Genomic DNA, 19738 nt, shown 5'->3' with positions numbered 1-19738 from the left:
TCGTACAGTTGATGTAGATCAGAGAAGTCTAGCGTTCGAGCCAGACAAGGGAGGCAAACCGACCGGTGCGTGGGTTGCGGCGGTAGGAAAAGAAGCGAGGATCGGTGACGGTGCAGAAACCGCCGCCATAAACAGCGGTGACACCACGAACGGCCAGACGTAGGCGCGCCAGCTCGTAGATGTCGGCCATGAACTTGCCGGCATTTTGGCTGGGCACGAAGGCCTTGGCCGCTTCGGGCAGTTGCTGGACGAAGGTCTCGCGTACTTCGGGGCCGACCTCAAAAGCTTGCGGGCCAATGGCCGGGCCCAGCCAGACCAGCACGTCTTCTGGTGGCACATCGAGACTATCGAGGGTGGCTTCGAGCACACCCGCCGCCAATCCACGCCAACCGGCATGGGCCGCCGCTACGCGAGTGCCCGCACGGTCGCAAAACAAGGCTGGCAGGCAATCAGCGGTCATTGCCGCGCAGGCAATGCCAGGTGTTGCGGTCCAACTTGCGTCAGCAGTGGCCACGAGGCCTGGATCAGCATGAGCCACGACAATGCCGTGAACCTGCTTTAACCAGGCTGGCTGAATAGAGAAATGATCGGTGAGGCGACGGCGATTTTCGGCAACCGCTTCGGGGTTGTCGTCGACGTGATCGCCAAGGTTGAGGCTGTCGAACGGCGCCAGACTGACGCCGCCCGCTCGGGTGGTCACACAGGCTTTCACCCCGGCAGGCGCAGGCCAGTCGGGAATCAGCCAGTCACTCATCCGATGAACGCCTCACGGTCTTGCTTGAGCAGGGTCAGCAACCAGACGAAATCGTCCGGCAGTGGCGATTCCCAGCTCATGCGTTTTCCGGTAGTCGGGTGATCCAGCTCCAGGAACCGTGCGTGCAGGGCCTGACGCGGGAACGCCTTCAACGATTCGACCATGGTCACACTGGCAGCCGGTGGAATACGGAAGCGACCACCGTAGGCAGGGTCTCCGACCAACGGGTAGTTGATGTGAGCCATGTGCACGCGAATCTGGTGTGTACGACCGGTTTCCAGCTTCACCCGCACATGCGTGTGGGAGCGGAAACGCTCGAGCACGCGGTAATGGCTGACGGCTTGCTTGCCCCCTTCCATCACGGCCATGCGCTGGCGTTGCTGGCCGTGACGACCGATCGGCGCATTGATCTTGCCGCCGGCCGTCACCACACCGATCACGATGCATTCGTAGATCCGGCTTACGCTGCGGCTCTGCAATTGCGTGACAAGCTGTGTCTGCGCCTGAATGGTCTTGGCCACCACCATCAGACCGGTGGTGTCCTTGTCAAGGCGATGCACGATACCGGCGCGGGGCACATTGATAATGTCCGGCACGTGGTGCAGCAAGGCGTTGAGCAAGGTGCCATCCGCGTGACCGGCGGCAGGATGCACCACCAGACCCGCGGGTTTGTTGATCACCAGGATGTCGTCGTCTTCATAGACGATGTCCAGCTCGATGTCTTGAGCGATCCATTCGCCCTGAGCTTCCTGCTCGGCAGTCAGTTCAAGAATGGCACCACCATGAACGATGTCTCGCGGGCGGATAACCGCCCCATCCACAGTCAGGCGGCCGTCTTTGATCCAGGCGGAAAGGCGCGAGCGCGAGTGCTCAGCGAATAATTGTGCGGCGACTTGATCGAGGCGTTGGCCGCCCAATTCGGACGGCACCTCTGCGCGAAGTTCAATTTTATCGGACATGCTCAGACTAGGCGTCGGCACAGCCTTTGGTTTCGGCTGCGCGCTTGTGGTTAAATACGGCGTCTTTTGCCCCGAGGCTTATCAACGGGGCGCTCATCATAACAGGACGGCCCCGCCCAAGACAGCGGCCGTCATAGGGACGCAAGCCGCCATGCAAGTGAAACACCTGCTGCTGATCGCCATCCTCGCATTGACCGCTGCTTGCTCATCGAAGGAAGTCGTAGACGAAAACCTTAGCGAAGTCGAGCTGTACCAGCAGGCTCAGACCGACCTGGACAACAACAGCTACACTGCCGCCACAGCCAAGCTGAAGGCGCTGGAGTCGCGTTATCCGTTCGGGCGCTACGCCGATCAGGCTCAACTCGAGCTGATCTACGCCAACTACAAGAACACCGAGCCTGAGGCTGCGAAGTCTGCTGCCGAGCGTTTCATTCGTTTGCACCCACAGCATCCGAACGTGGATTACGCGTATTACCTCAAGGGTCTGACTTCTTTCGACCAGGACGTCGGCCTGCTGTCGCGTTTCCTGCCGCTGGACATGACCAAGCGTGACCCGGGTGCTGCCCGCGACTCGTACAACGAGTTCGCCCAGCTGACCAGCCGTTTCCCGAACAGCCGCTACTCGCCGGACGCCAAGCAGCGCATGATCTACCTGCGCAACCTGCTGGCGGCCTACGAGATTCACGTTGCCGACTACTACCTGACCCGTCAGGCCTATGTCGCCGCCGCGAACCGTGGCCGTTACGTGGTGGAAAACTTCCAGGAAACCCCGTCGGTCGGTGACGGCCTGGCAGTGATGACTGAAGCCTACCAACGTCTGCACCTGGACGACCTGGCAGCCACCAGTCTCGAAACCCTGAAGCTCAACTACCCGAACCATCCAAGTTTGGTAGACGGTCAGTTCAAGCCTTCGGTCGACGAAGCCGACAACCGTTCGTGGCTGAGCAAGGCCACCCTGGGCCTGATCGAATCCCGTCCGCCGCTGCCGCCGGGCGAAACCCGCGCCAACCAGGACGTGCAGAAGCAGTTCCAGGATGCCAAGGACGCGATTCCGAACGATCTGAAGCCTAAAGATGCAGATGGCGACGTGATCGAAGAAGAGGAACACGAAGCGCAAGGCAACAACGAAGACCGCTCGTGGTTCAGCTACATGACCTTCGGTGTGTTCGACTGACACATCGGGTTATGCAAAAAGGGAGACTCTTGAGTCTCCCTTTTTTATTGCGCTGTGCGCAGGTCAGGTCCTTGGCTAAACTGCCTGCTCATTAGCCAATAAAGCAGCTCACCATGCTTCGTTTACTGTTCTGGATCGCCCTGATTGCCGCTGCGGTATGGTTCTGGCGAAAGTTCAAGGCTTCGACTTCCGCGCCCAGGTCCTCCGCCGAGCTGGATGCCGCGCCGATGGTCCGCTGCGCGCATTGCGGCGTACACCTGCCCCGCGATCGCGCACTGAGCCTTCAGCAACAATGGTATTGCAGCCAGGCTCACCTTGAGCAAGGCCCGGGCCCAAGTGGTCGCTGAGACGTCCAGTCCCGGCGGCAAACAGGCCCAGCGACTGTTGCGCCTTTATCATCTCTACCGTTTAAGCGTCGGCATCACCCTGGTGCTGTTGATTTCCAGCAACATGGACAGCCAGTTGCTGGCCTTCGCCCAGGACGACCTGCTGCGCAGTGGCAGTTGGTTGTACCTGGTGCTGAACATCCTGCTGGTGGTCTTTTGGGAGAACACCCGACGGCCTTCACAGCTTTTCAGCCTCGCATTGGTCGATGTCCTGCTGCTGTGCGGCCTGTTCTATGCCGCGGGCGGCGTGGCCAGCGCCATCGGCAACCTGCTCATTGTCTCGGTGGCCATCAGCAACACCCTGTTGCGCGGACGTATCGGCTTGTTGATCGCGGCGGTCGCCGCCCTTGGCATCGTCGGCCTTGGCTTCCTCCTGAGCTTCAGTCACCCGATCAGTCCCGGCGAGTACCTGCAAGTCGGCACCCTCGGCGCGCTGTGTTTTGCCGCTGCGTTGCTGGTGCAAGGTCTGATCAGGCGACTGGAAGTCAGCGAGCACCTCGCCGAACAACGGGCCAGTGAAGTGGTTGGCCTGGAAGCGCTCAATGCGTTGATCCTGCATCGCATGCGCACGGGCATCCTGGTGCTGGACGACCAGCGACGGGTGCAACTGGCCAATCACAGCGCCTTGATCCTGCTGGGGCAAAACGACCTCGATGGTCAATTGATCGACGACTATTCGCCGACACTGGTCGAACGCCTTCAGCTGTGGTTCAACAATCCATCGCTGCGACCGCAAAGCCTGAAAATCGCCAGCAGTGGTGTTGAACTGCAACCCAGCTTCATTGCCCTGGACCAAAGCCCGAACCACCATACCCTGGTGTTTCTCGAGGACCTTGCCCAGATCGCCCAACAAGCGCAGCAACTGAAACTTGCCGCACTCGGTCGCCTGACGGCCGGTATCGCCCATGAAATCCGCAATCCACTGGGCGCCGTTAGTCATGCCGCGCAGCTATTGCAGGAATCCAAGGAACTGAACGGCGCGGATCGGCGTCTGACGCAGATTATTCAAGACCACTCTCAGCGAATGAATCGGGTTATCGAAAACGTCCTTCAAATGTCCCGCCGCCAGCAAACCGTATCGCAACGGCTTGATCTGAAGCCGTGGCTGGAGCACTTCGTCGCCGAAACCCGTGAAGGCACGACCGATCGCCAATTGATTCACCTGCACATCGGCCCCGGCGACTTCAAAACCCTGATGGACCCGAATCAGCTGACCCAGATTCTCGACAATCTGTTGCGCAATGCCTGGCGCCATAGCGCCCTGAATCACGACTTGGCGCAGGTCTGGCTCGAGATGTTTGTCGAACCAGACAGCCAGTTGCCGACGCTCGAAGTCCGGGACAACGGCCCCGGCGTGGCGCCGGACCAACAGTCGCATTTGTTCGAACCGTTCTTTACCACCAGTAGCCAGGGCACAGGCCTGGGGCTTTATCTGTCCCGTGAGCTGTGCGAAAGCAACCAGGCCCGCCTAGACTTCAAACCACGCCAAGGCGGCGGCTGCTTTCGCATCACTTTTGCTCACGGACGGAAACAAAGTTGAACATGAGCCCACGGCCAAAAGTCCTGATCGTCGACGACGAACCGGATATCCGCGAACTCCTGGAAATCACCCTGGGACGGATGAAACTCGACACCTACAGTGCCCGCAACCTTGGCGAAGCCCAGGCCTTGTTGACGCGGGAGACATTCGACCTGTGCCTGACGGACATGCGCCTGCCCGACGGCACCGGCCTTGAGTTGGTGCAGTACATCCAGCAGCGTTACCCACACGTGCCGGTGGCGATGATCACCGCTTACGGCAGCCTCGAAACGGCGATCAACGCCCTCAAGGCAGGGGCTTTCGACTTCCTGACCAAGCCGGTTGACCTGACGCGCCTGCGCGAACTGGTCACCAGTGCCCTGCGCTTGCCGGCACCGGGTGGCACCAGTACCGCCATCGATCGTCGGTTACTGGGCGATTCACTGCCCATGCGCAACCTGCGCAAACAAATCGACAAACTCGCCCGCAGTCAGGCCCCGGTGTACATCAGCGGCGAATCCGGCAGCGGCAAGGAATTGGTCGCCCGACTGATCCACGAGCAGGGCCCGCGGGCCAATCAACCGTTCGTCCCGGTCAACTGCGGGGCCATTCCGTCGGAGTTGATGGAAAGCGAATTCTTCGGTCATCGCAAAGGCAGTTTCAGCGGCGCCATCGAAGACAAGCCCGGGCTATTCCAGGCCGCCCACGGCGGCACACTGTTTCTCGACGAAGTCGCCGATCTGCCCTTGGCGATGCAGGTCAAACTGCTCCGGGCCATTCAGGAGAAAGCCATTCGCAGTGTCGGTGGTCAGCAAGAAATGGTGGTCGATGTCCGCATCCTTTGCGCCACCCACAAAGACCTCGATGCCGAAGTCACCGCCGAACGCTTTCGCCAGGATTTGTACTACCGGTTGAACGTGATCGAACTACGCGTTCCTTCTTTGCGCGAGCGCCGCGACGACATCGAACCGCTGGCCAGCCATGTACTCAAGCGCCTGGCGACCGGCAGTGGTCAACCCGCCGCAAAACTCCATCCACTCGCCCTGGACGCACTGAAAAGCTACCGCTTTCCGGGTAACGTGCGGGAACTGGAGAACGTGCTGGAACGGGCTTACACCCTGTGTGAGAACAAACAGATTGAAGCCAGCGACCTGCGACTGGCCGAAGGTAACTGCATGGCAGAGAGCGGCGTGCCGGACCTGACGCAGATCGACAACCTGGAAGACTATCTGGAAAACGTCGAACGCAAACTCATCCTCCAGGCACTAGAGGAAACCCGCTGGAACCGCACGGCGGCGGCTCAGCGGTTGAATCTTTCATTCAGGTCGATGCGTTATCGGCTCAAGAAATTGGGTCTGGATTGAGGGCCCCTTCGCGGGCAAGCCTCGCTCCTACAGGGGATTCACGTCGTTCCAAAATGCACTGATCGACTCAAACCTGTAGGAGCTAGGTGTGCCCGCGAAAGCGATCTGGCAGGCAATAAAAAACCTTGCTGTCAGATCCGCCCGGTCGGCGCATACGGCGCAGGATCAATAATCGGCGCCCTGTCCAACATCACATCCACAAACAACTGACACGACGCCGGCGCCAGCACCAGCCCATTACGGTAATGCCCGCAATTGAGCCAAAGTCCCTCGAACCCTGGCACTCGGCCAATATAGGGAATCCCCTCCGGCGACCCCGGTCGCAATCCGGCCCAATGCCCCACCACTTCGGCCTCCGCCAGCGCAGGAATCAGCTCCACCGCCGATGCTTTCAGACTCTCCAGCGCCGAGTCGGTCGGCGTCTTGTCGTAGCCTTCGTGCTCCAGCGTACTGCCAATCAGAATGTGCCCGTCGCGCCGGGGGATCGCGTAACGTCCCTTGGCCAGCACCATGCTCGGCAGGAAGTCCGCCGCGCATTTGTACAGGATCATCTGCCCTTTGACCGGCTCGACCGGCAGCTCCAGGTCCAGACTCTTGAGCAAGTCACCACTCCAGGCACCAGCCGTCAGGACCACCTGGTCACCGTGGATGGGGGCCATTGAAGTCTGCACGCCGACGACTCTATCGCCTTCACGAATAAAACCGCTGACTTCGCACTGCTCACGAATTGTCACGTTCGGCAGCGCCAGCAATGCAGCCTTCAGGGACTTTACCAGCCGTGGATTACGCACGTTGGCCACATCGGCCATATAGATCGCCCGAGAAAACCCAGCGCCCAGCACCGGTACGGCGTCGTGTGCCGCCGAGATATCCACAGCCCGCAACGGACGGTTTTCCCGCTCGGCCCAGGCCAGCGCCTCGGCCTCGTCATCCAGATCCAGCCAGTAAAGGCCGGTGGTATGCACTTCAGGATCAACCCCGGTCGCGGCGAACAGTCGCTCACCGAGCTGTGGATAAAAATCCTGGGACCAATGCGCCAGCGCGGTGACTGCCGGGCTGTAGCGCCATGGATAGAGCGGCGAAACGATACCGCCACCGGCCCATGACGACTCCTGCCCCACACTCGAACGATCCAGCAACACAACACTTTGCACTTCGGACGCGAGATTGAACGCCGTCAGCAGCCCAATCACGCCGCCGCCGACAATCACCACTTGCTGTTGCCTGCTCATGTTCTGATCCAACCGATAAATAGACAGAGGCGCAAACAGGCGCCCGAAAAAGGAACTCAGCGACCCCAGCAATCTTTGGTGACGAGCCCGGACGTCGCATTGACCATGCTTCTGACGCCGGTGTTGGTGAGGGTGAAATCCCCACACTTGTCGGTCGCCATTGCCGCACCGGTCTTGCGCGTTGCCGTCAGCAAAAAGGTTTGATCGGTCAGGGTCGGGGTGATTGTGTAAAAATCATTGCCGGCGCTCAGTCCGGTGGCAGCGGTGTAAACATTGTTCTTCGAGTAGAACCGCTCAAGGATCTGCGCCTGTTCGGAAAGCAGCCCGGCCACTTCGGTGCGCCGACCCTTTTTCACGTACTCGGTGAGGCTCGGGGCACCAATGGTGATGACGATCCCGATGATCGCAATCACGATCATGATTTCGATCAGGGTGAAACCTCGGTTGGATCTACGCATTCCTTCACTCTCACTTACTGTATTTGTCGCCACATGATGCGACGGCTGCCGCCGCCGGGTTTTTCCACCTTGGTGCTGACGCCGCCACTGGAATCGTTCACGATTTTACGGGAACCACCATTGACGATGGCGTTCAGGGTCGGGATGCCACCGGTGAAAATCACTCCGCTGGACACCGTGTCCGTGCTGTCGACCGTCCCATCGTTGTTGGTGTCGAGCACCGCATAGTTGAGCATCTTACCGCTGAACGCATCCAGTTCGACCAGTTTGCCGGTACCAAAGCTGGCACACGGGTCAGTGGTGTCCACACTCGCCGTGGTAAAGACGATCCGTCCCAGCACCAGGCTGACCTGATTGATCACCCGCTCCCCCGTCAACACGCTGTTGTACACCAGCGGCAAGTACCAGCCCTTCTCCCCCGGATAGGTCACGTCGTTCTGGCTGGTGGTGATGAATTGCCCGGAGCTGCCCGAGAACACACCGGTCACCGCTTGAGCCTGCAAACTGGACACGGTGATCTGGCCCGCGCCGCCCTCCGCATCCCACACGGCGTAGAACGCCTGCAAATCCTTGTTGGTCTTGTCGGCAGTCTCATTGAATTTGCCGGTGCCAAAAAACACTTCCTTGCCGCCCAGTGAATTGTCCGCCAGCAACGGCTGCACAGTAATGGGCTGAGTGGCGCCACCCGCCGTGGTAAACAGCGGCTTGCCGGAGAATGCCACGCCCCAGGTGTCGGGGGCGGTAGCGCTCAAATCGAACTTCCATAACCGTCCTTTCAAGTCGCCACCATAGGCGGCCTGCACCACATTCTGCGAGTTGACCCTGAGCTTCACCGACGACAGGCCATTGCTGGTGTCGGCGCTGTCGACCACGATTTTCTTGATCAACGAGCCGTCACGAATGTCCACCACATACAACGCCGCCACCCCGGAATTGCTGCCATAACCGTTGGAAATGAACGCGGCCCAGCGACCGTCTACCAAGCGTGCCACTTCCGGCCGTGCATAGGCATAACCCAGGTCATTGAAAACGTTCGCCGTGCTGGCGGTGGCCGGTGCACTGATTTCCCACAGTGCCTTGAACACGTTACCCGCTGACGCGTCGAACAGCTGCAACGCATAAAAAGTCCTGCCGCCGGCCCCGGTTCCGCCAATGGCCAGGGTTTTCCAGGCGCTGCTGGATTGGGCATCGAACACCCCGACCTGACCGTCGACCAGAAACTTGTGGCTCACACCGTTGATGTAAGTCGGATCGGCGATGTAACGCAGCGATGGCAACACACTGGAAGGCATGTAGGCATAACGCCGGACGCCATTGGCCGAGTTGATGACATTCACAAACCCGTCGTTGGCATTCACCACCAGGCTGGGACTCATGGTCGCGGCTTTGGTGGTCAGGTAGGTGCTGTAAGTGGTATCCCCCACCAGATCAGAGGCGGTCTTGTCAGTGGGTGACGCCAGTACGAGGGGCGAATTGATGATGTCGCCGAGCAGCACGCTGCGCACCTTGAGCCCGGTTTTGTTGGTGCCCTTGCTCCACTCCACCAGATCGTTGCCGGTGATGCCGGTGGGTAGGCTTTGGCTGAGGGAGGTCTGCTGTGCCGGGGAGAAACTGGCATAAGCCAGGGTAACGGCGGCGTTGGTCAGGGTGTTCCAGGACTGGTAAGTCGGCGCTGTGGCACCGGCAACGATGGTGGTGTCGGTGGTCCACTGCACTGCGGCGGTGTTCACCACCCCAGCCGAGGTAAAACCGAAGGATTTGATGGTGCCGCGCCAGTCCTTCGGGTCATAACTGGTCTGGAAGTAACTTGAGTTGCTGGCCAGGGTGGTGCCGCTGGTGACGCCGCCGCCACCGGAACCGGCCTTTGAGGTGATATCGCTCAGCGCCGACGACAATGCACTGTTTAGCCCTGCGCTGTCGGTCGCCTGATAGTACTTGCCCTGCCCGTAATCGGCCGCGTCCGACAACATCTGGTTCGCGGCGGTAAAGCCCACGGTGTAGGTGTTTATATTCTGCTTGGGAAAATCCGCAGCATTCCAGCTTTTGCCTGCCAGATCGGTTCCTGTGGAGCGCATATCGATGTCAAAGGCAAACTTGGCGATGTCATCCAGATACAGCGTGTCGCCCTCTCCGTCACCACTCAGGTTGTCACCATCGTTATTCACACCATCCCAGTTGGGCAGACGAGTGCCACCCAGCGGATCGGTAGTCGGAAAAGTCCGGTCATAGGTCGGCAAGCCATCGGTAATTACCACACCATAGTTTTTCTGACAGCGATATTGAATCGGGCTGGTGTAAGTCGCAGGCGTCGAGTTATAGAACGGCGCCAACCCCCGAAAATAGCGGTTTATTTCATAGTAGGTTTCCGCCAGCGGTGTATTGGCTACGGCACTCAAGCCGTTGATGGCAGAGATCAGGTTGTTGTAGTTGGTATCCGCCTGGGATTGGGTGACGCTGCCGCTCACCGCAGAGAGATCGCTGATCGATCGGGCGATGAAGCCACCACCACCGGAGTTGCTGGTCGTTGGGGGATTGAACGTCGCTAGACCAATACGTAGCGAGCGATTGCTGGAGACCAGGTTTGTGGAGACATCCTGGGCCACGCTGATCCGGTATTCATTGGGAATCGCGCTGGCACCCGTGGTGAAATCCTTGCTCGAACCGTTGGCCAACCCCAGCAGATAAGCCAGGTAGTCGGCGGTGTAGCGCGTGTTTTCATTGCCCACCGGGTCCGGCAGCTTCAGGCAGATGGGTGTCAAGCCGAGAAAGCCGCGATAAAAACCGTACCAGTTGCCGTTGGTCGAGCAACCGCCACGATTGAGGCTCGACAGCAAAATATTGGTATCACTCATGTCCAGGTTCTGACCGCTTAAACAAGAGGTGTTGGAACTGCAAATCGCGATCTGCCCATAGTTGGCCGCCGGATTGAACCCCGGCGCCCAAATGATGTTGTTCATACTCCCCGAATCGTCGATCAGCAGCATGACGTTCGGAGCGACTGCTGCCGCGCTTAACAGCGGTGAATCCGACGGTGTGAAGGCATACGCCGGTGCGGACAGGTAAAGCCCCAGCACAACGCCGCAAAACAGCTGCCACACGCCACGGCGCCCTTCAGTACTTCGCATAAATACTCTCCACGACGCTGCGCGAGTTGCCCGCGATGCCGACAGCGGTCACCCGGTAAAGCGTCGCCGAGGTGTTGCTCGGCACATTCACGGCGTTGACCGTGGTGCCGATATTCTGCACCCCGTAAAAGCCCTTGCCCGAGGCGATCCAGGTCATGCCGGGGGTGGAACCGGGGCCGGCGGCAGTGACCGTCAACGCGTCGGACGGTGGCGCGCACTGGCTGCAGACCGGCAATGAATAGCTGTCCAGCTGCACCGCGCTTTCTCCCACGCGTAACGCGGCTTCGGCGCCCTGGAACGACTGGTTGCGCAAGCTCACGCTGCCGGCCATTTTTTCCTGCAGGGTGGCGTTCTGCATCGATGAAAGCCCGATCAAGGTCAGCAACAGCAGAAACACCAGGCTGACCAGCAGTGCCATACCTCGCTGGGCATGAAAAGTCATGTAGGCCTCCCTCATGGCAACCTGTTGCGCAAGGCGGCAACCACGGTGAAGGTTTGATTTTTAACCCGACTGTTCGGGTCGAAGAGCGTCATCGTCAGGCGCACGCTGCGAATTCGCGCGGGGTCGGACGGGTTGGCGCTGTAAGTGGAAGCGGCTACATCAGTGGCGGAATTGGCGAGGCCGAAGAGCACGCTGAAGGCACTGACGTTATCGACCAGTACGAACTGGGTCGGTGTGCCGGGACCAGAGCCCATCATGATTTTGTTATTGCTGAAGCTGTAGATCAGCCGCCGTATCGGAAACGCCAACTGCCCCGATGTCAGAGCCGGTGGATTCGTATACGCCGTCGCCGTGTTTCGACAATCGGAAACCACTGTCCAGGCTGGCGCCCCGCCACCCGCCCCCACATCGGCGGTCACCAGGGTCAATTTGAGGTTGGCATTATCCCAGCTGATCGGTGTTATCTGACTGACAGCGAAGCTCCCCCCCGTACTTGAATCGGTGATCGTCCCCAGGCAGCCAAACATGCCGACCATACGGATTTCCTGAATCATCTTGCTGAGCACAAAACGCGCATCTTCCTGCATGGCGGCGGCGGCGTTCTGGCTGATGTAGGTGTTCTTGGCGGCGATGAAGATCTGCGCCACGCCCAGCACCACAATCAAACTCAACGCGAGGGCGATCAACAACTCGATCAGCCCGAAACCTCTGCTGGACCACCTCATGGGGTTGCCACCGGGTCGACCGTGGCGCGACTGGTCAAGACAAAGCTGCGGCGCGAGTTGGCGATATTATCGGCGCGCGAGTCATCCCAAGTGATCGTGATGGTGTACACCCGCTGATTCAGCGTAACGGTGCCGGTGGCCGTCGCACCGCCGAAATTGACGATACTGGTGGTGAAATCGTAGAGGTCCTGATCACGGGCGACGTTCAGGTTGCCCGAGGTCGGTGGCGTCACGGTATAGTCGGCGCCGGAATTGGCGCGGATACGGTCCATCATGTCGTAGGCGATAAAACTCGCCTGGCTGGTCATCCGCGAGCTGTCGGTGTATTTCAGCGCATTAAGCTGAATCGCCGCCGCGCCCAGCAGACCCACGGTCAGAATCACCAACGCGACCAGCACTTCGATCAGCGTCATGCCCTCCTGTGCATGTTTGCCCCGTTCCCTCATCCGCAACTTCCACCCAATAGAATTCGTCCGTTCAAACACACATTCAGCGTCCTGGTTTGCGCCCCCAATACATAGCTGATCACCACGGGTGTGGCGGGCGCTGACAAACCACCCATATTGTTGAAATCGATGGCGGTCACTCCTGAGGGTAGCGTCAGACTCGCGCCGCTGCTTAGCGCTGGAACAACCCGCAATACATTGGCCGATGTGCCAGTACTGTCATAAACCGCCAAGTCACCGGTCCAGACATTGCCACCAGCAGTCGGACGAACCCGAGTGGCAACGCCCCGGTCGATGGCCTCAAGTCGTGCGAAATTGAGTCCGCGTTGCAGGTCGCCGATTTCGGTGTCTGCCTTGGTGCCTTGCACCGACCGGGTAAACGCCGGTACGGCCAGGGTGATCAGGATCAAAAAGACCGCGAGCGAGACCAGCAGCTCGATCAGCGTGAAACCTTTTGTACGATGATCCATCGATGCCCTCCGTTGCCGTCGGCTATACCTGCTTCTACACGCTAGAACATTCGACCGACCGGCGTGCGGTTGATTTGCCATTACTCGCGCACGGATTGCGCGGGCCGCAGCACTCCACGGAGGGAGATGACATGCATCAGCGAGGTTTCAGCCTGATCGAACTGCTCATGGGACTGACAATTGCCGGGATTGTTCTGCTGTTGGTCAGTCCGGCGTTCGCGGCCCTTACAGAATCGAATCATCGCGAGGCGGCGGCAAAGTCGCTTGCCAGTGGTATTCGCAGCGCCAGAAGCGAAGCACTCGCGCGCAATCAGACCATCGTCATTCATGGCATCAACGACGACTGGGGTCAGGGCTGGCGCATCATTCTGGATATCAGCGGAAAAGGGCCGGAAGACAGCAGCAACCCGCTGCTGATTGAGCGCGTGAGTGGCGCTCGGGTGCCGATTGTTGGCAACTGGCCGGTCAGGCGATACATCCGCTTTAGCCGTATCGGCGAACCACAGATGCCTGGCCGGGCCTTCCAAGCGGGGACACTGCACGTTTGCACAGCGCGCGAACCGGTCAGCCAGCTCCAGGTGGTGCTGGCCGCGACCGGTCGCGTCAGCCTGCGCAGCGATAAGGCTGAGCAGGCGCTGTGTCCGGGAGGGAAAAAAGTTAAAGCAGGGAGCGCACGCGCAACTCTTTAGGCATGGAGAACGTGATGTTCTCCTCGCGACCCGCTAATTCATCGGCCCCGGTAGCCCCCCAGGCCTGCAACTGCTGGATCACGCCACGCACCAGCACTTCCGGTGCGGAGGCGCCAGCGGTGATGCCGATACGCTCGACACCGTCGAACCAGCTCTTTTGCAGGTCTTCGGCGCCGTCGATCAGATAAGCCGGAGTGGCCATGCGCTCGGCGAGCTCACGCAGGCGGTTGGAGTTGGAGCTGTTCGGGCTGCCGACCACCAAAACCACGTCGCATTCGTCGGCCAGTTGCTTGACGGCGTCCTGACGGTTTTGCGTGGCGTAGCAGATGTCGTCCTTGCGCGGACCACCGATCGCCGGGAAGCGTGCACGCAGGGCGTCGATTACACGGCTGGTGTCGTCCATGGACAGCGTGGTCTGGGTCACGAACGCCAGTTTGTCGGGATTGACCACCTGCAGCGAGGCAACGTCTTTCTCGTCTTCAACCAGATAGATTGCGCCACCGTTGCTGCCATCGTACTGGCCCATGGTGCCTTCGACTTCCGGGTGACCGGCGTGGCCGATGAGAATGCATTCACGTCCGTCGCGACTGTAACGCGCGACTTCGATGTGCACCTTGGTCACCAGCGGGCAGGTCGCGTCGAACACTTTCAGGCCACGGCCAGCGGCTTCGGTACGCACAGCCTGGGAAACGCCGTGGGCACTGAAGATCACGATGACGTCGTCGGGCACCTGATCCAGTTCTTCAACGAAGATCGCCCCGCGAGCACGCAGGTCCTCGACGACGAATTTGTTGTGGACCACTTCGTGGCGCACATAGATCGGCGGCCCGAAGACTTCCAGGGCGCGGTTGACGATTTCGATTGCCCGGTCCACACCGGCGCAGAAGCCACGGGGGTTGGCGAGTTTGATTTGCATGCTGTGCCTCGTGTCTTGCGCGCAAGAAATAGCGAAAACAATGAAAAACTACTGTGGGAGCGAGCCTGTTGTGGCGAGGGGGCTTGCCCCCGTTTCGATTGCGCAGCAATCGTAATCCATTCACCGCAGGTTCATTCAGATTCGCGGAAGCCATTTTTGGGGGCGCTTCGCACCCCAACGGGGGCAAGCCCCCTCGCCACCTAGGCTCGCTCCCACAGGTTACAGCGATTTGACGCTGATGATCTCGACGTCAAAGGTCAATGTCTTGCCGGCCAGCGGGTGGTTGAAGTCGATGGTCACTTGCTCGTCATCGAATTCCTTCACCACGCCTGGCAGCTCAGTATTGGCCGCATCGTTGAAGATCACCAGCAACCCCGGCGACAGCTCCATGTCCTTGAACTGCGAACGCGGGATGATCTGCACGTTTTGCGGGTTCGGCTGGCCAAACGCGTTCTCCGGCTGAATCGTCAGCGTGCGCTTGTCGCCGGCCTTGAAGCCGAACAACGCTGCTTCGAAACCTGGCAACAGGTTGCCATCGCCGACCTTGAAGGTCGCCGGGGCTTTGTCGAAGGTGCTGTCGACGGTGTCGCCGTTCTCCAGGCGCAGTGCAAAGTGCAAGGTGACTTCCGTGTTCTGGCGGATGCGTTGCTCAGCCAATACCTGTTCAGTCATGAACGGCTTCTCCGGTTTTCTTACTTTTGAACATGTCCAGCGCAAGCATCACGGCACCGACGGTAATCGCACTGTCGGCAAAGTTGAACGCCGGGAAGTACCAGCGGTTCTGCCAATGCACCAGAATGAAATCGATCACATGGCCCAGGGCAATGCGGTCATACAGATTGCCCAGCGCCCCGCCCAGTACAAGCGCCAAAGCGACGGCCAGCCAGGTTTCGTTGCGCCCCAGACGCTTGAGCCAAACCACCAGCACCGCACTCACCACAATGGCAATCAGGGCAAACAACCAGCGCTGCCAGCCGGAGCTGTCGGCCAGGAAGCTGAATGCCGCGCCGGTGTTGTAGGCCAGGGTCCAACTGAACAGATCGGGAATGATCACGATCTGCTGGAACATTTCGAGCTTGTTTTCGAAGTAGAACTTGCTGGCCTGGTCGATGACCAGGACCAGCAAACTCAACCAGAGCCAGCTCAACCGTCCGAAACGGCCAACGGCGTTAGGCATAATGACGAACCTCGCCCGCGCCGCTGATGTTGTCGACGCAACGACCGCAGATTTCCGGATGCTCCGGGTTCACGCCGACGTCTTCACGGCAGTGCCAGCAACGGGCGCACTTGGCGAAGGCCGACTTGACGATTTTCAGCTTCAGGCCGCTGACTTCGGTGACTACCGCGTCCGCAGGTGCCTGAACAAAAGGCGCTACGCTGGCGGTCGAGGTGATCAGTACGAAGCGCAGTTCGTTGCTCAGCTTGGCCAGGTCGGCGCTCAGCGCGTCTTCGGCGAACAGCGTCACTTCGGCTTGCAGGTTGCCACCGACGGCCTTGGCCGCGCGCTGGATTTCCATTTCCTTGTTCACCGCGACCTTCACCGCCATGATCCGCTCCCAGTAGGCGCGGCCCAGTTCGACGTTGTCCGGCAGTTCGGTCAGGCCTTCGTACCAGGTGTTGAGCATCACCGATTCGTTGCGCTCACCCGGCAGGTATTCCCACAGTTCGTCGGCGGTGAAGGCGAGGATCGGCGCGATCCAGCGCACCAGCGCTTCGGAGATGTGGTACAGCGCGGTTTGCGCCGAACGGCGAGCCTTGCTGTTGGCGCCAGTGGTGTACTGACGGTCCTTGATGATGTCGAGGTAAAACCCGCCCAACTCCTGCACGCAGAAGTTGTGGATCTTGGAGTAGACGTTCCAGAAACGGTATTCGCCGTAGTGCTCTTGCAACTCGCGTTGCAGCAGCAGGGTGCGGTCTACGGCCCAACGGTCCAGGGCGAGCATTTCCTCGGCCGGCAGGATGTCGGTGGCCGGGTTGAAACCGGTCAGGTTGGAGAGCAGGAAGCGCGCGGTGTTACGGATGCGCCGGTAGGCGTCCGCACTGCGTTGCAGGATCTGCTCGGAAACCGCCATTTCACCCGAGTAATCGGTGGAAGCGACCCACAGACGCATGATGTCGGCGCCCAAGGTGTCGTTGACCTTTTGCGGCGCGATCACGTTGCCCAGCGATTTGGACATCTTGCGACCGGACTCATCCACGGTGAAACCGTGAGTCAGCAGTTCGCGGTACGGCGCATGGTTGTCGATGGCGCAGCCGGTCAGCAAGGACGAGTGGAACCAGCCACGGTGTTGGTCCGAACCTTCCAGGTACAAGTCGGCACGCGGGCCGGTCTCGTGGCCCATCGGGTGCGAACCGCGCAGGACGTGCCAGTGCGTGGTGCCCGAATCGAACCAGACGTCCAAGGTGTCGCTGATCTTGTCGTACAGCGGCGCTTCGTCACCGAGCAACTCGGCAGCGTCCATCTTGAACCAGGCTTCGATGCCTTCGACTTCAACGCGCTTGGCGACTTCTTCCATCAGCTCGGCAGTACGCGGGTGCACCTCGCCGCTTTCCTTGTTCAGGAAGAACGGGATCGGCACGCCCCAGTTGCGCTGACGGGAGATGCACCAGTCCGGACGGTTGGCGATCATCGAGTGCAGGCGTGCCTGGCCCCAGGCCGGGACGAACTGAGTCTCTTCGATGGCTTTCAGTGCGCGCTTGCGCAAGGTGTCGCCGCTGACAGGCTCTTTGTCCATGCCGATGAACCACTGCGCGGTGGCGCGGTAGATCAGCGGGGTCTTGTGGCGCCAGCAGTGCATGTAGCTGTGTTCGATGATGGTGGTGTGCAGCAGCGCACCGACTTCGGTCAGTTTGTCGACGATGGCCGGGTTGGCTTTCCAGATGAACTGGCCGCCGAAGAACTCCAGCGATGTCACGTAAACGCCGTTGCTCTGTACCGGGTTGAGGATGTCGTCGTTGACCATGCCGTACTTCTTGCAGGTCACGAAGTCGTCCACGCCGTAGGCCGGGGCGGAGTGAACCACGCCGGTGCCAGCGCCCAGTTCAACGTAGTCGGCCAGGTAAACCGGCGACAGGCGATCGTAGAACGGGTGGCGGAAGTTGATCAGTTCCAGCTCTTTACCGGTGGTGGTCGCGATGACCGAGCCTTCCAGGCTGTAACGGGCCAGGCACGACTCGACCAGCTCTTCAGCCAGCACCAGCAGTTTGTCGCCGACGTCGACCAGGGCGTAGTTGAATTCCGGGTGAACGTTCAGCGCCTGGTTGGCCGGGATGGTCCACGGGGTGGTGGTCCAGATCACGATCGAAGCGGGTTTGGCCAGGGACACCAGACCGAAAGCGGCAGCCAGTTTGGCTTCGTCGGCAATCGGGAAGGCCACGTCGATGGTCGAGGACTTTTTGTTTTCGTACTCGACTTCCGCTTCAGCCAGGGCCGAACCGCAGTCAAAGCACCAGTTCACAGGCTTGAGGCCCTTGAACACGAAACCGCCCTTGACGATTTCGGCGAGCGCGCGGATTTCACCGGCCTCGTTCTTGAAGTCCATGGTCTTGTACGGGTTGGCGAAGTCGCCCAACACGCCCAGACGGATGAATTCGGATTTCTGGCCTTCGATCTGCTCGGTGGCGTAGGCACGGCACAGTTCGCGGGTCTTGTCCGCACCCAGGTTTTTGCCGTGGGTCACTTCGACTTTGTGTTCGATCGGCAGACCGTGGCAATCCCAGCCCGGAACATAAGGCGCGTCGAAACCCGACAGGGTTTTCGAGCGGATGATCATGTCTTTGAGAATCTTGTTCAGCGCATGACCGATGTGAATCGTGCCGTTGGCGTAAGGAGGACCATCGTGAAGTACGAACTTCGGACGATCCTTGCCAATCTCGCGCAACTTACCGTACAGGCCAATGCTGTCCCAGCGCTGCAGAATCTGCGGTTCGCGCTGAGGCAGGCCGGCCTTCATTGGGAAGGCGGTGTCCGGAAGGTTTAGCGTGGCTTTATAGTCGGTCATTTAAGGCTCTTCATTAGCGATTGGCGCTAGGTGCGACAGGGCACGGGCGGCGGCAACATCCGCATTGATCGCCGTCTTAAGCGCCTCCAGAGAGGCGAAACGCTGCTCTTCACGCAGCTTGTGGTGGAAAACCACCGTCAAACGCCGGTCATACAGATCGCCGGCAAAATCTAAAAGATGTACTTCGAGGTGGGCTTTGCCATCACCTTGTACCGTGGGCCGCACGCCAATGTTGGCGACGCCGGGCCAGGTCTTGCCGTCGATGTCGACGTTGACCAGGTACACCCCGGTCAACGGCACGCGACGACGCTTGAGTTGAATGTTGGCGGTGGGCGTACCCAGTTGGCGCGCCAGCTTCTGGCCATGCAGGACCCGCCCGGTGATCTGGAACGGACGCCCGAGCAGCCGTTCGGCCAGGGCAAAATCGGCAGCGGCCAATGCATTACGCACTTGAGTGCTGCTGACCCGAATGCCGTCCAGCTCGACGGTTTGCGCCGCTTCAACGGTAAAGCCCTGAACGATGCCGGCCTGCTGCAGGAAATCAAAATCCCCTACCCGGTCACAGCCGAACCGGAAGTCGTCACCGACCTCCAGGTGCTGGACACCGAGACCCTCGACCAGAATGGTATCGACGAACTCACTGGCGCTAAGCTTGCTCAGGCGCTGGTTGAAGGCCAGGCACAGGACCCGGTCGACACCTTCGTCGGCCAGCAGCTGCAGTTTGTCCCGCAGCCGGGCCAGACGGGCCGGGGCCGTGTCCGGGGCGAAGAACTCTCGCGGCTGCGGTTCGAAAATTACCACGCAGCTGGGCACGCCCAACTCGATAGCGCGCTCACGCAGCCTCGCCAGGATAGCCTGGTGGCCACGGTGAACACCGTCAAAGTTGCCAATAGTGGCGACACAGCCCCGATGCTGGGGGCGCAGGTTGTGGAGGCCTCGAACCAGCTGCATAACGCGCTTCTTGCTCATAAAGTGGTCGATTATAACCACACCCGGCGGCCGACGACAGGCAACACCGTAACCCAAAGTAATCGAGCCGACAAAACTGCCGGTTCGCCCATGTTTATCGAGGCCAAAG

General features: G+C 59.9%; 19 protein-coding genes. 5 read left to right on the top strand and 14 right to left on the bottom strand.

The genetic code is table 11. The features are described 5' to 3' along the window. Positions 1-28 precede the first annotated feature (28 nt). The gene (gene pgeF, locus K0F88_RS19175; protein ID WP_219096096.1) at positions 29-754 is read right to left on the bottom strand and encodes a peptidoglycan editing factor PgeF; all 726 of its coding nucleotides are present in this window, start codon (positions 752-754) and stop codon (positions 29-31) included. Next, a complete protein-coding gene (gene rluD, locus K0F88_RS19170) occupies positions 751-1713 on the bottom strand; it encodes a 23S rRNA pseudouridine(1911/1915/1917) synthase RluD (RefSeq protein WP_007942311.1) in 963 nt (320 codons plus the stop codon). The genes pgeF and rluD overlap by 4 nt, the downstream gene beginning before the upstream one ends. A 151-nt stretch (positions 1714-1864) precedes the next feature. Here rluD and K0F88_RS19165 point away from each other — a divergent pair, with 151 nt between their 5' ends. From K0F88_RS19165 to K0F88_RS19150, 4 genes are all read left to right on the top strand, one after another. Further along, positions 1865-2887, top strand: coding sequence for an outer membrane protein assembly factor BamD (locus K0F88_RS19165; protein ID WP_219096095.1), 1023 nt, complete (start codon positions 1865-1867; stop codon positions 2885-2887). Between the two features lie 113 nt (positions 2888-3000). Then, positions 3001-3234, top strand: coding sequence for a PP0621 family protein (locus tag K0F88_RS19160; protein ID WP_094470587.1), 234 nt, complete (start codon positions 3001-3003; stop codon positions 3232-3234). Next, positions 3224-4813 (top strand): PAS domain-containing sensor histidine kinase, encoded by a 1590-nt coding sequence (locus tag K0F88_RS19155; RefSeq protein ID WP_094470586.1) that lies wholly within the window; start codon positions 3224-3226, stop codon positions 4811-4813. Before K0F88_RS19160 ends, K0F88_RS19155 begins: the two co-directional genes overlap by 11 nt. Before the next feature lie 2 nt (positions 4814-4815). Then, positions 4816-6156, top strand: a complete 1341-nt coding sequence (locus K0F88_RS19150; protein ID WP_094470585.1) for a sigma-54 dependent transcriptional regulator — start codon at positions 4816-4818, stop codon at positions 6154-6156. 131 nt (positions 6157-6287) lie between these two features. On the opposite strand, the gene thiO is transcribed toward K0F88_RS19150, so the two are convergent. Genes thiO through K0F88_RS19115 form a run of 7 tightly spaced genes read right to left on the bottom strand, consistent with a single transcriptional unit; the run spans position 6288 to position 13054 of the window. Further along, entirely contained in the window at positions 6288-7388 is a 1101-nt protein-coding gene (gene thiO, locus K0F88_RS19145; RefSeq protein ID WP_094470584.1) for a glycine oxidase ThiO, read from the bottom strand. A 56-nt stretch (positions 7389-7444) separates the two neighbouring features. Then, positions 7445-7846 carry a type IV pilin protein gene (locus K0F88_RS19140; protein ID WP_083375726.1) on the bottom strand — a complete coding sequence of 134 codons (402 nt, stop codon included), beginning with the start codon at positions 7844-7846 and terminating at the stop codon, positions 7445-7447. Positions 7847-7860: 14 nt separating this feature from the next. Continuing rightward, positions 7861-10971: a pilus assembly protein gene (locus K0F88_RS19135; protein ID WP_094470583.1), complete on the bottom strand. Its 3111-nt coding sequence runs from the start codon at positions 10969-10971 to the stop codon at positions 7861-7863. Continuing rightward, complete coding sequence (locus tag K0F88_RS19130) at positions 10958-11428, bottom strand: PilX N-terminal domain-containing pilus assembly protein (RefSeq protein ID WP_094470582.1); 471 nt, start codon at positions 11426-11428, stop codon at positions 10958-10960. The genes K0F88_RS19135 and K0F88_RS19130 overlap by 14 nt, the downstream gene beginning before the upstream one ends. After that, positions 11425-12138 (bottom strand): PilW family protein, encoded by a 714-nt coding sequence (locus K0F88_RS19125; RefSeq protein WP_094470581.1) that lies wholly within the window; start codon positions 12136-12138, stop codon positions 11425-11427. Before K0F88_RS19125 ends, K0F88_RS19130 begins: the two co-directional genes overlap by 4 nt. Further along, positions 12135-12584, bottom strand: coding sequence for a type IV pilus modification protein PilV (gene pilV, locus K0F88_RS19120; RefSeq protein ID WP_094470580.1), 450 nt, complete (start codon positions 12582-12584; stop codon positions 12135-12137). The genes K0F88_RS19125 and pilV overlap by 4 nt, the downstream gene beginning before the upstream one ends. After that, complete coding sequence (locus K0F88_RS19115) at positions 12581-13054, bottom strand: GspH/FimT family pseudopilin (RefSeq protein ID WP_094470579.1); 474 nt, start codon at positions 13052-13054, stop codon at positions 12581-12583. Before K0F88_RS19115 ends, pilV begins: the two co-directional genes overlap by 4 nt. A gap of 131 nt (positions 13055-13185) precedes the next feature. On the opposite strand from K0F88_RS19115, the gene K0F88_RS19110 reads away from it, so the two are divergent. Continuing rightward, positions 13186-13743: a GspH/FimT family pseudopilin gene (locus K0F88_RS19110; protein ID WP_094470578.1), complete on the top strand. Its 558-nt coding sequence runs from the start codon at positions 13186-13188 to the stop codon at positions 13741-13743. Here K0F88_RS19110 and ispH read toward each other — a convergent pair. The 5 genes from ispH to ribF all read right to left on the bottom strand — a co-directional run bounded on the left by ispH (position 13712) and on the right by ribF (position 19611). After that, entirely contained in the window at positions 13712-14659 is a 948-nt protein-coding gene (ispH, locus tag K0F88_RS19105; protein WP_109634961.1) for a 4-hydroxy-3-methylbut-2-enyl diphosphate reductase, read from the bottom strand. The genes K0F88_RS19110 and ispH overlap by 32 nt on opposite strands. Before the next feature lie 219 nt (positions 14660-14878). Further along, positions 14879-15316 (bottom strand): FKBP-type peptidyl-prolyl cis-trans isomerase, encoded by a 438-nt coding sequence (gene fkpB, locus K0F88_RS19100; RefSeq protein WP_193393009.1) that lies wholly within the window; start codon positions 15314-15316, stop codon positions 14879-14881. A gap of 7 nt (positions 15317-15323) precedes the next feature. Then, positions 15324-15836 (bottom strand): signal peptidase II, encoded by a 513-nt coding sequence (gene lspA, locus K0F88_RS19095; protein WP_219096094.1) that lies wholly within the window; start codon positions 15834-15836, stop codon positions 15324-15326. After that, positions 15829-18660: an isoleucine--tRNA ligase gene (gene ileS / locus K0F88_RS19090; RefSeq protein WP_219096093.1), complete on the bottom strand. Its 2832-nt coding sequence runs from the start codon at positions 18658-18660 to the stop codon at positions 15829-15831. Before ileS ends, lspA begins: the two co-directional genes overlap by 8 nt. After that, positions 18661-19611, bottom strand: coding sequence for a bifunctional riboflavin kinase/FAD synthetase (gene ribF, locus K0F88_RS19085; protein ID WP_219096092.1), 951 nt, complete (start codon positions 19609-19611; stop codon positions 18661-18663). Positions 19612-19738 lie beyond the last annotated feature (127 nt).

Source organism: Pseudomonas sp. UMAB-40, from assembly GCF_900095275.1.
Taxonomy (GTDB): domain Bacteria; phylum Pseudomonadota; class Gammaproteobacteria; order Pseudomonadales; family Pseudomonadaceae; genus Aquipseudomonas; species Aquipseudomonas mandelii_B.
The sequence above is the reverse complement of the archived record's forward strand: the minus strand, read 5'-3'. Positions and strand labels throughout refer to the sequence as shown.